This is a genomic window from uncultured Methanofollis sp. (assembly GCF_937919355.1).
Classification (GTDB): Archaea; Halobacteriota; Methanomicrobia; order Methanomicrobiales; family Methanofollaceae; genus Methanofollis.
Genome location: NZ_CALFSA010000208.1, coordinates 1 through 9,652 on the forward strand (window position 1 = coordinate 1; position 9,652 = coordinate 9,652).

The following is a 9,652-nucleotide window of genomic DNA, read 5'->3' on the forward strand; positions in this document are numbered from 1 at the left end:
CTGTGCCGGAAATGCGGGTTTCAACTCCATGCTGACCTCAATGCTGCTCGAAACATTGCTCAGGCGGGTATATCTTGCCTGAGTAGGCTGTCTGTCAACCAGCCGAATGGAGCACACTCGTAAGAGTGCAGGTACAAGCCCCGTCCAACAGGTGCGGGGTAGTTGACATTTAGACCTCATCTGCCGGTCGTATATAGAGTTCTCCGGCGCACCCTGAAAGTGAAGGAGAGCGTCACCACTATCTAATAGCGGGTGCACAATATGAGGGTGGTGATTCTGTGACACAGCGGGCTGTGGACGCAATATTTCAGGCGATGTTTCTCCTCACTGATCTGAGGGTGCTGATGCGGGAGACGGCACCCCTGCACAATCTCGACGATGACCAGCGGGCAAAGGCCGCAAAGACCCTCGAAAAACTGAAAAAGCAAGTCAATACCCTCGAGCAGGAGTTGAGCCGATGAAGTGCACCGACGATATCGAGGCACGCGACCTTGAAGAGATGACCATCAATATCGACCCGATCCAGGCCGGCGGCAGGTTGACCGCAGACGCCATGAAGGCGATCATCGCCTGGGGCGACGGCTACTCGGTCTGCGACAACTGCAGGAAACCCTTCAGGCTCGACTACATCGAAAAGCCCCCCATCAATGTCTTCCACGACGACCTTGCGGCATTCGTCGGCATGGACGAGGCGCGGGTCGTGCCCGGCGCGAGGCGCGGTTTCCAGGCGGTCGCCGGCACCTACGTGCAGAAGGGCGACCCGGTAATGCTCACCGGCCTCTCCCACTACACCGAGTTCCTCGCCGTCGAGAACACGGGAGGCGTGCCCCTGGAGATCCCGAAGGACGAACATAATATCATCAGGGCCGAGGCGGCGGCGGAGAAACTCGAAGAGGCGGTGCGGACCTTCGGGCGCCCGCCCGTCCTCCTCTTCCTCGACCAGGTCGACTACCAGTACGGCAACCTCCATGAGGTGAAGGAGATCGCCCGCGTCGCCCACCAGTACGACGTCCCTGTCCTCCTCAACGGCGCCTACACGGTCGGCATCCTGCCGGTGGACGGGAAGGCCCTCGGCGTCGACTTCGTCGTCGGGTCAGGGCACAAGAGCATGGCGGCGCCGGCGCCCTCGGGTGTGCTCGCCACGACCGCAGAGCGTGCCGACGAAGTCTTCAGGACGACGAAGATCAGGGGGGACGTCACCGGCCGGACCTTCGGCCTGAAGGAGGTGGAGATGATGGGGTGCACCCTGATGGGCGTCACACTCATGGGCATGATGGCCTCCTTCCCGCATGTGCGGGAGAGGGTGGACCACTGGGAGGAGCACCTCGCCAATGGAAAGGTCTTCGTCGACGCCCTTGCCGCCATTGACGGGACGGTGATCAAGTCGGAGATGCCGCGGCGCCACACCTTGACCCGGGTCGACACGACCGCCTCCTTTGACAGGGTGGCCGAGACCCACAAAAAGCGTGGCTTCTTCCTCTCCTCCGCACTGAAGAAGAAGGGGATCGTCGGCGTCATCCCGGGGGCGACGAAGGTCTGGAAGTTCAACACCTATGGCCTCTCCCGGGCGCAGGTGGAGTACCTGGCCGCCGCCTACCAGGAAATCGCGGAGGAGAACGGGCTTTCCGTCTCCGCGTAAGGAGGGATGGCCGGCCCAGGGCCGATACGATTCCTTTTTTCCAATTTTTTGTGATCACACACCTCTGAACAGAGGAGGGAGGACAATATCCTTCTTCCGGGTTTTCTGTTCATTCTTCCCGGGGCTTATCCTAAAAGGGGGTCTGGGGGTGAAACCCCCAGCCCATAATGTAGGGAAGACAGCGGATCGGCGCTCTCCTCCGGGGGGCTTTGCCTTAGGATAAGAGAGGGATGGTAACCTCCCCCTTCAGGATCTCTGCTCTGTCTTCCTGGGGTTTATCCTGAGTCGGGGACGACCAGAGGGAGTCGAAAAGACGAAGGCCTTCGAGGCCAGCCCCATGGTTCAGATTTCAGGGAAGGCAGAGGATCGGCATCTGCCACTCTGGGGTTTCATCCCCACACAGCGACTATCGGCACCGCAGGACACACGCATACGCCAGCACCCCCGGGCAGAAAACCATAATATCTCAGAATCTATTCCATGACGCCATGGGGGAGACCACCATGTCGACAGGATCTGGCGACCTTCTGCGCCTCAAAAAGGATCAGATCGGCCCTGCTGCCGAAATGCTCGCCCGCGCGTTCGGGCAGGACCCGAAGATGGACTATTTCGCTCCCGACGAGGAGAAGCGTCTAGAGATCGCACGCCATCATTTTGAGTTCTTGCTCAGGTACGGCCTGATCTACGGGGAGGTCTATACAACATCGCCGCACCTAGAGGGCGTCGCAGTCTGGCTCCCCGCGAAAAAGGTGGAGATCACCCTCTGGAGGGCGTTACGGGCGGGGCTCTTCCGATTCAGGAAGGGCGTCGGAAAAGACGCCCTGGAACGCATCCTCTCCTTCTCTGAGTACGTCGACAGCCTCCACCGCCGGCATATGCCCGGCCCCCACCACTACCTCTTCTTCATCGGCGTGGACCCGACCCACCAGGGGAAGGGGTATGCAAGCCGCCTGATCCGCCCGATGCTCGACCGTCTGCAGAGGGAGGGACTCCCCTCCTATCTCGTCACCCAGAACGAGCAGAACGTCGCACTGTACGAGCACTACGGGTTTCGTGTGATCGAAAAAAGTCTCGTCCCGGGGACAGAGGTGGGAAACTGGGCGATGGTGTGGGAGGGAGAAAAAAATCCCGGTTCCGCTACGCGGTGAAGAAACTCCTCAGGCCCCTTCCTCTTCCCCCACGATCTTCCCGTTCTTCGCCCTGACCCGCCTGAGGGACTCCATCGCCGCGGCCACCAGGTCGTCGACCCCGATCTTCTCCTCGGCCTCTTCGATCTTTGTGAGGTCGGCCCTCGTCGCCGGTTTTTTCGGGACGGCCCGGCACCCGAGGTCGCCGGCATCCTCGTCGAAGGTACCGATCATCCGGGCGAGGTCGACAGCCTCGGCCTTCTCGTAGGTGAGGAGAGGGCGGAGGAGGGGGAGGGTCGCCGCTGCCTCGATCACGCCGAGGTTCGCCAGGGTCTGGGACGCCACCTGCCCGAGGTTGTCACCGGTGACGACCGCAAGCACCCCCTCCTTCCGTGCGACGGCGTCGGCAACCCGCACCATGAAACGCTTGCAGAGGAGGCAGCGGTAGTGGTATTCTCCCGCCGCCGTCATCGCATCGAAGAAGGGTTCCATGTCCGCAACGATGAGATCGAGGGGATGGCCCATGCACCAGGTCGAGAGGATGGCATGGTGGCGGATGACCGCATCCCGCACCGCTGTCCCCTGCCAGCGCCCTGAATCCAGGGAGAGGTGGGTGGCTGTGCAACCCCGGCGCATCATCAGCCAGCTTGCGACAGGCGAGTCTATCCCGGCGGAGAGGAGAGTGAGCACCCGGTCCTGCGTCCCGAAGGGGAGGCCGCGGGGCGCCGGGATACGCTCATCATACACGAGGCCGCCATACGGCCGCGCCTCGACAAAGACCTCGTAGTCTGGGTGAGAGAGGTCGACGGAAAGGCCGGGGATCGCATCGTAGATCACGCTCCCAACCTCGGCGCCGATCTCTTGGCTTGTATAGCCCTCCACTCCCTCCCTCTTCGCCCTGACAGCGAAACTCATGCCTGCCCGCAGGTGGCGGCGCGCCCGCTCCAGTGCCACCCCTCCCATCTCGGGGATGGTGGTTCCTGTCCGGGTGCAGACTGCCACATCAACGATCCCGAAGATCCGGGAGACGACCCGTGTGATTGCATCGACGTCAGGGCCGTGCACCAGGATGCGGTCCCGCCGCACCTCGATCTCGTGCTCTGCACCTGCGGCCGCAAGCGCAAGGTCGATGTTCTGCCTGAGCGTCCGCATGTAGATCTTCTTGACCGCCTCGCTCTTCAGGAAGAGTTCACCAAAACGCAGGAGTACCGTTCCCATTTACGCACCTCCGACCGTCACATCGTCAAAACCGAGGGCGAGGATGCGGGGGAGGAGCGCCCGTGCCTCGTCATCCCAACCGGCCGGCACCTCGACCCGCACGGAGCGCCCTCGCACACGTACCCGCACCCGACCGGGTATCCTCTCCCCGAGGACGGCCTCGGCCTCCCCGATGAGCCTGAGTTTCTCCGGGGTCACTTCCTCGCCGGGAGGGAGGCGGGTCGCAAGGCAGGAGGAGGAGGGCCTGACAGGCAGGCCGAAGGCGTGTGCCATAGCGACAATCTCCTCCCTGCCGATCCCACAGGCTGCAAAGGGGCTCACGATACCTAACTCCCTGAGGGCCCGCACGCCCGGTCGGTCTGCCGGGTCGTCGCCCGCATGGGTGCCGTCGGTGACATAGGCGTAGCCGTGCTCCCCTGCCCATGCACGGACCGCCTCCATCATCAGCCTCTTGCAGACATAGCACCGCTCGGCGGTGTTGTGCCTGACCGCGTCGACGGCAAGCATATCGACCCTGACCACCGCATGGGGCACCCCAAGGGATGCCGCGACCTCAGCCGCAATCCCGGCCTCCTTCGGGGCTGCAAGCCCGGTCTCCACGGTCACCGCCGACGGCCTGACGCCAGCCCGCACCGCCGCCGCAAGGAGGACCGCACTATCGGTCCCGCCCGAGAGGGCGACGACGAGCGGGGCATGATCACGGAGATAGGTGCAGAGACAGTCAGGAACCATGCCATCTGATGGGCGCTGATCTCAGATGAAGATTGGGTGGCGTCTGTTCAGGCCACTTTCAGATAGCGTCCCACCGCCTCTCTCACTGTCACCTTCGGCATCAGCACGAGTATGATCCCTTCCTCCTCGAAGATCTCCTCGGCATGGGGGCCAAAGTGCCCGGCGATCACGACATCGGCATCTTCTCGCATAATCTGCTCGGCGGCGGCCATGCCGGCCCCCTGTGCCACGCGGCAGGCTTCGTTCACGACAGTCTCGACCGTGCCGATCATGTCCCCATCCACCTCGACAGAGGTAAATGTGCCTGCACGACCGAAGTCGGTCGCCACGATGGCGTCAAGACCACCCTCTCCATCGGTTGCTACGACGATCTTCATCAGAAACCCTTTTCGCACATCAGATAAAGCGCTTGCCCCCTCTTCCCGGCCGGAAAATCATGTCCCACCGCCGTTCCCGGATAGAAAATTCTTTAATTGGAGGTATTCTATCTCTATGGGAATGGCGAAGAAGAGCGCAAAAGAACAGGAACCAATGAAGTTATTCTATATTTTCTACAGCGAAGAACGCTGGAATAACTGGCTGTCCACTCTCAGGGAGGCAGACTTCGAGGGTGACGACGACGAGGAGGAGATGCCAGAGGGCTTCCAGACCCTCCAGAGTTTTGTCGAGGACATCACCATATCAGTTCTGAAGATCGTGAAACTCTACCAGAACGAGCGGTTCAGCAAGGAAGAGGCGCTCGAAAAACTCGAGGGCGTTGAAAATATCGTGATGATCGGCCTCCCCGAGGACGACCCCCTCGGCGATATCGTCGGGGGCATGCAGATCTCGCTACTTGCGCTCTTTGCATCCTGCAGGGTATTCCTTGAGGGCGACTATGAGGCCGATCCGAAGACACTTGTCAAGGACGGGAGAAAGGCGGTCGACGACGAACCCGAGGCCGCCCTGGAGATGGCGGCAAAACTCGGCGCCCAGATTATCAATGGCGGCAAGTGGAGCGCCACCTACCTCAAGAGCAAGGGGGAACCGACCGTCTTCGATGAGTGGGTCGCCGAGATCGAGACGATGTCGGAGGCCGTAAAGTCCCTGAAGAAGTTCGACGAAGAACCCGGTGAAGTGGCGTGATCGCAGACAAGGCCCGGTTTCGCGCAAGCAGAAAGATCGAGCGCGTTACGGGAGTCCGCCTCCCGGACCGGGTCTTCAATACTGCGTTTCTTGAAGCGGTCGCCCCCGCGATGGGCAACCGCGCCCTCGACACCCGCGTGCGGGAGCAACTCCTCAATATCCACCGTGACTTCCTCTCCTGCACGTGCAGGGAGAACCCGAACTGTGGGTGCCCGGAGAAGAAGTTTGCAAAGACGATCCTCGAATACCGGGAGACCGGCCTCGACCACCGGCAGATCGCAGACGCGGTCAGGGATGAATATGGCATCGAGGTCTTCCCGGCCGATATACTCTCCTTTCTCGAAGAGATGGTCCACACCCTCGAAGTGGTCAAGGAAGTGGCCAGGATCGAGGGAAAAGAAGGCCTGATGAAGGAGACGGACAGGCATATCAGGGCCGTGGAGCGGTGATCACCACAACGTCTCCTTCACCTGCAGAACGAAAAATCCGAGACCTGCGGCAGGGGGGCGAGAATTTCCATAAGGTCGCTCTCATCGAATGTATGGTATTCATGGGAGAGCAGGTTCTGGTAATATACCAGCGACGAGAGGGAGCGGTTCATCCCTCCATCAATTATCCCCCCCATTTTCCAGCAGCCTGAAGATGTCCCGATAGGTTGCCGGCGTCTCAAGATCAGCTCCCATCACCATCTCGCTGCCGAGATCGATCACCCGGTTGAGCAGGGAAAAGAGGGCCATAGAAACAGCCTAATAGGTCTTTTTATCGCGAAGAACCTCGGCCGACCGGACCTGAAACTCCTTCAGGTCGGTGCAGTAGACATTGATATCTGCAAGGATGAGAGCGATCCGCTCACGGTCGTACATCGCACTTCACCAGCATACGGTCGCAACAGCGTCTGAGAATCCGGGAAAAGTCCAGATACCCGCTGATGGTCCGTTCCTTCAGTCTCTGCAACTGCGTCTCATCACGGCAGAAGAGCACCTTTCCGTCCCTGAACACACGGTACTGAATGTAGAGAGGTAGATCCTGGAAGAGAGAGGTCATATCCCGACGCACTGTTGCTGAAGAGGTTCTCTTTTTCCTCTCTGTCGAGGGGGCGAGATCAGATGATGCAGAGATCGACATCGGAGAACGTCCTTCGCTTTCCTGTTGCTGTCGAACCGAAGAGAATGACGGCAAGAACCGCGGTCTGCTCGACAAGCGGTCCGACCACATGCGACCATGCCTTTGTTGCTGTTTCCATCCTCTCTTCACCCCCTTCCTCTACGAGAATGAGGATCCTTGGTTCATATAGTTTCGGCTCTGCGGTCATACCGTCACCGCACAACCCCCGAGGTCGGCAAGGTCCCAGATAGAGAAACCCTCCTCCTTCAGTTTTTCTTTTCCCGGAATAGTCCGGGCGGCGATCCCCTGCGTCACCGGGCCGGAGAGTCCCTTCACCAGGGGGATCCCGATCAAATCCAGTTCTTAAGAATGGCATAGCGTCCCATCTTGATGAAAGGGACACAGAACCCCATAGTGATTACTTCCATAATTATTATGGTTATAATCACTATGTCAGTAGGGGGGCCTATACTGATACTGATGCTTACCGGCACGGATATTAAATCTATGACGCTAGGTTATCGCATAAGAGCGGCGAACTCATCAGGGCCTATATCGGCATCTCTCAGAATTTTCCGGAGTAACACTTTTCCGAGAACGTCACTCACTTCCCCATCTCTCCGAGGACCCTCGCGATCTTTACCGCCGCGTCGCCCTTCCCGAAGACGTCTGAGCGCTCTTTCTCCGGGACGAACTCACGGGCCGCCCGCACGATCGCGTCGTGGTCGCTCCCTACAAGGATGTTCCAGCTGTCCTGCACGGTCTCGATCCACTCGGTCGTCTCCCGCATCGTGATGCAGGGGACGCCGAGGACGTAGGCCTCCTTCTGGACGCCGCCTGAGTCAGTGAGGATCGTTTGTGCGCTGGCCTCGAGGGCGAGCATCTCCAGGTAGCCGACAGGTTTGATGAGGCGGATACGCCGGTCTGCCTCCTCATAGAGGCCGAATTTCTTGAGCATCTTCTCGGTCCTGGGATGGCAGGGGAGGACGACGTCGCCGAGGTCGCCGAGAGCCCGCATGATCGCGGCAAGTTTTTTCGGGTCGTCGGTGTTCTCCGCACGGTGGACGGTAGCGAGGCGGTATGTTCCCGCGGAGAGGCCGAGATCGGCGAGGACAGAGGAAGCCTGTGCGACCCGCGTGTGCTCGAGGAGGGCGTCGACCATCACGTCGCCGGTGAGGTGAACGCCTCCCGTGATGCCCTCGGACCTCAGGTTCTCGACGGCGGTCTCTGTCGGGCAGAGGAGGAGGTCTGAGACATGGTCGGTGAGGACGCGGTTGATCTCCTCCGGCATCCGCCGATCGAAACTCCGGAGACCTGCCTCGACATGCGCGACAGGCACATGGAGCTTTGCCGCCGCAAGGGCGCCTGCAAGGGTGGAGTTCGTGTCGCCGTACACGAGGACGCAGTCTGGGTGCTCGTGGGTGATCAGGTCCTCGATGCCAGCGAGCATCGCCCCTGTCTGGTGGCCGTGGGTGCCAGAGCCGATGCCGAGGTTGTAGTCCGGGTGCGGGATCCCGAGTTCCTCGAAGAAGAGGTCTGACATCTCCCTATCATAGTGCTGGCCGGTGTGGACGAGGACCTCCTCGTGTTGTTTCCTGAGGGCGCGGGAGACCGGCGCACACTTGATGAACTGGGGGCGAGCCCCGACGACGGTGAGGATCTTCATGCTGAGGATAGGATAGGGAGGAGGAGGGCAAGAGGGTTGCGATAAGGAGACGGTGCCATGGTCGGGTGAGTGTCATTCTGATGACAGGACTCTGAAAGAGATATCAGCAAACCCGAAATATCACTCATTCTCTGGAGGCTTCAGAGTGCGCCGCATTGTCTCAGTTCGGGAGTTGCCTCGTGATGATGAACCAGACCATATCAGGGTGACACCGACTAATGGTGAATGACAGCATTCCTTGAGGCCGATAATTATTCGCCAGGGATCTGGGCATACTGTTCCCTGATAGTATCAGGAATATTATTGCAGGCCTCACCGATCACCTCGAGGTTCCGGACCACCGCATCAAAGGTCTTTCGGTCGCTCTCGAACTCCTCTTCAGAGAGGCCGTGGATATATTCTTCAATGAGGTTGATACCTTCCAGAATATCGTCGAGAAAGAAGGTGATTCCACGCCTAGACATAGACGTGGTCACGGGAAATGGATCTCCTCAGATTTTTGCGCCGGTCGATCCCTCCTTTCAGGACGAGGGCGACCCTGAGACCAAGAAGATGTTCCAAGTCGTCCTGAAGGTCCACGACATCCCATCCAATAGTATGTACTAGATCCACCAGGATGTCTACGTCACTCCCCTCAACCTGTTCATTCCGGGAATAGGATCCAAAGACACCGATCTATAAATACGCAATCGAGATCTTCTACAGCGATGAAGATGAGGGCTTTATTGCCGTCGTCCCCGAACTTCCGGGGTGCTCCGCCTTTGGTGTGACCGAAGAAGATGCACTGGAGGAAGTAAAGGTCGCCATCGAACTCTGGCTTGCAACTGCACATCAGGAAGGAAGAGAGATCCCTGTGCCCTCTGGTCGGGAGCGTCTGAAAGACCTTCTTATGGATGAGGGTGCTCGGTGCGAGCCGCGGGAAACGGCCTGAATATTTCTAGCATTTTCAGCACAATAAGCCTTTTTCACACCATTATTTAAAGCACTCACAACCACCGCGGCCAGGGCGCACCGAGCTGCACCACAAGGTCCCGGATCTCG

The 9,652-nt window shown here is 59.6% G+C and carries 14 protein-coding genes; 6 read left to right on the top strand and 8 right to left on the bottom strand.

Features of this window, described 5'->3' with window-relative positions; genetic code table 11:
- Positions 1–278 precede the first annotated feature (278 nt).
- The 3 genes from Q0520_RS10140 (at position 279) to Q0520_RS10150 (ending at position 2,787) form a co-directional block, all read left to right on the top strand.
- Positions 279–461: a hypothetical protein gene (locus Q0520_RS10140; protein ID WP_298669670.1), complete on the top strand. Its 183-nt coding sequence runs from the start codon at positions 279–281 to the stop codon at positions 459–461.
- Complete coding sequence (pscS, locus tag Q0520_RS10145; RefSeq protein WP_298669673.1) at positions 458–1,639, top strand: O-phospho-L-seryl-tRNA:Cys-tRNA synthase; 1,182 nt, start codon at positions 458–460, stop codon at positions 1,637–1,639. The genes Q0520_RS10140 and pscS overlap by 4 nt, the downstream gene beginning before the upstream one ends.
- 503 nt (positions 1,640–2,142) lie before the next feature.
- Positions 2,143–2,787 carry an N-acetyltransferase gene (locus Q0520_RS10150; RefSeq protein ID WP_298669676.1) on the top strand — a complete coding sequence of 215 codons (645 nt, stop codon included), beginning with the start codon at positions 2,143–2,145 and terminating at the stop codon, positions 2,785–2,787.
- 9 nt (positions 2,788–2,796) lie between these two features.
- Here Q0520_RS10150 and thiI read toward each other — a convergent pair whose 3' ends face one another.
- Genes thiI through Q0520_RS10165 form a run of 3 tightly spaced genes read right to left on the bottom strand, consistent with a single transcriptional unit; the run spans position 2,797 to position 5,093 of the window.
- Positions 2,797–3,984 (bottom strand): tRNA uracil 4-sulfurtransferase ThiI, encoded by a 1,188-nt coding sequence (gene thiI, locus Q0520_RS10155; RefSeq protein ID WP_298669679.1) that lies wholly within the window; start codon positions 3,982–3,984, stop codon positions 2,797–2,799.
- A complete protein-coding gene (locus Q0520_RS10160; RefSeq protein ID WP_298669682.1) occupies positions 3,985–4,716 on the bottom strand; it encodes a 7-cyano-7-deazaguanine synthase in 732 nt (243 codons plus the stop codon).
- Between the two features lie 47 nt (positions 4,717–4,763).
- Positions 4,764–5,093 carry a NifB/NifX family molybdenum-iron cluster-binding protein gene (locus Q0520_RS10165; protein WP_298669685.1) on the bottom strand — a complete coding sequence of 110 codons (330 nt, stop codon included), beginning with the start codon at positions 5,091–5,093 and terminating at the stop codon, positions 4,764–4,766.
- A gap of 115 nt (positions 5,094–5,208) precedes the next feature.
- Here Q0520_RS10165 and Q0520_RS10170 point away from each other — a divergent pair, with 115 nt between their 5' ends.
- Positions 5,209–5,841: a DUF2150 family protein gene (locus Q0520_RS10170; protein WP_298669688.1), complete on the top strand. Its 633-nt coding sequence runs from the start codon at positions 5,209–5,211 to the stop codon at positions 5,839–5,841.
- The gene (locus tag Q0520_RS10175) at positions 5,838–6,290 is read left to right on the top strand and encodes a DUF5814 domain-containing protein (RefSeq protein ID WP_298669691.1); all 453 of its coding nucleotides are present in this window, start codon (positions 5,838–5,840) and stop codon (positions 6,288–6,290) included. Before Q0520_RS10170 ends, Q0520_RS10175 begins: the two co-directional genes overlap by 4 nt.
- Positions 6,291–6,943: 653 nt before the next feature.
- Here the strand turns inward: Q0520_RS10175 and Q0520_RS10180 are convergent.
- The 5 genes from Q0520_RS10180 to Q0520_RS10200 all read right to left on the bottom strand — a co-directional run bounded on the left by Q0520_RS10180 (position 6,944) and on the right by Q0520_RS10200 (position 9,286).
- Positions 6,944–7,084 (bottom strand): nucleotidyltransferase domain-containing protein, encoded by a 141-nt coding sequence (locus Q0520_RS10180; protein ID WP_298669694.1) that lies wholly within the window; start codon positions 7,082–7,084, stop codon positions 6,944–6,946.
- A gap of 65 nt (positions 7,085–7,149) precedes the next feature.
- Entirely contained in the window at positions 7,150–7,299 is a 150-nt protein-coding gene (locus tag Q0520_RS10185) for a hypothetical protein (RefSeq protein WP_298669697.1), read from the bottom strand.
- Between the two features lie 250 nt (positions 7,300–7,549).
- Positions 7,550–8,611 carry a non-hydrolyzing UDP-N-acetylglucosamine 2-epimerase gene (wecB, locus tag Q0520_RS10190; RefSeq protein WP_298669700.1) on the bottom strand — a complete coding sequence of 354 codons (1,062 nt, stop codon included), beginning with the start codon at positions 8,609–8,611 and terminating at the stop codon, positions 7,550–7,552.
- 251 nt (positions 8,612–8,862) lie between these two features.
- The gene (locus Q0520_RS10195) at positions 8,863–9,075 is read right to left on the bottom strand and encodes a DUF86 domain-containing protein (protein ID WP_298669703.1); all 213 of its coding nucleotides are present in this window, start codon (positions 9,073–9,075) and stop codon (positions 8,863–8,865) included.
- Entirely contained in the window at positions 9,068–9,286 is a 219-nt protein-coding gene (locus Q0520_RS10200) for a nucleotidyltransferase domain-containing protein (protein ID WP_342765269.1), read from the bottom strand. The genes Q0520_RS10195 and Q0520_RS10200 overlap by 8 nt, the downstream gene beginning before the upstream one ends.
- A 19-nt stretch (positions 9,287–9,305) precedes the next feature.
- On the opposite strand from Q0520_RS10200, the gene Q0520_RS10205 reads away from it, so the two are divergent.
- Positions 9,306–9,542 (top strand): type II toxin-antitoxin system HicB family antitoxin, encoded by a 237-nt coding sequence (locus Q0520_RS10205; RefSeq protein ID WP_298669707.1) that lies wholly within the window; start codon positions 9,306–9,308, stop codon positions 9,540–9,542.
- Positions 9,543–9,652: the final 110 nt, after the last annotated feature.

What these genes read in the sequence shown, in the direction of transcription:
- Q0520_RS10170 (WP_298669688.1), top strand. Translation starts at nt 5,209, where the DNA reads ATGGGAATGGCGAAGAAGAGCGCAAAAGAACAGGAACCAATGAAGTTA.
- Q0520_RS10165 (WP_298669685.1), bottom strand. Translation starts at nt 5,093, where the DNA reads ATGAAGATCGTCGTAGCAACCGATGGAGAGGGTGGTCTTGACGCCATC.
- wecB (WP_298669700.1), bottom strand. Translation starts at nt 8,611, where the DNA reads ATGAAGATCCTCACCGTCGTCGGGGCTCGCCCCCAGTTCATCAAGTGT.
- Q0520_RS10195 (WP_298669703.1), bottom strand. Translation starts at nt 9,075, where the DNA reads ATGTCTAGGCGTGGAATCACCTTCTTTCTCGACGATATTCTGGAAGGT.
- thiI (WP_298669679.1), bottom strand. Translation starts at nt 3,984, where the DNA reads ATGGGAACGGTACTCCTGCGTTTTGGTGAACTCTTCCTGAAGAGCGAG.
- Q0520_RS10160 (WP_298669682.1), bottom strand. Translation starts at nt 4,716, where the DNA reads ATGGTTCCTGACTGTCTCTGCACCTATCTCCGTGATCATGCCCCGCTC.
- Q0520_RS10150 (WP_298669676.1), top strand. Translation starts at nt 2,143, where the DNA reads ATGTCGACAGGATCTGGCGACCTTCTGCGCCTCAAAAAGGATCAGATC.
- pscS (WP_298669673.1), top strand. Translation starts at nt 458, where the DNA reads ATGAAGTGCACCGACGATATCGAGGCACGCGACCTTGAAGAGATGACC.
- Q0520_RS10180 (WP_298669694.1), bottom strand. Translation starts at nt 7,084, where the DNA reads ATGGAAACAGCAACAAAGGCATGGTCGCATGTGGTCGGACCGCTTGTC.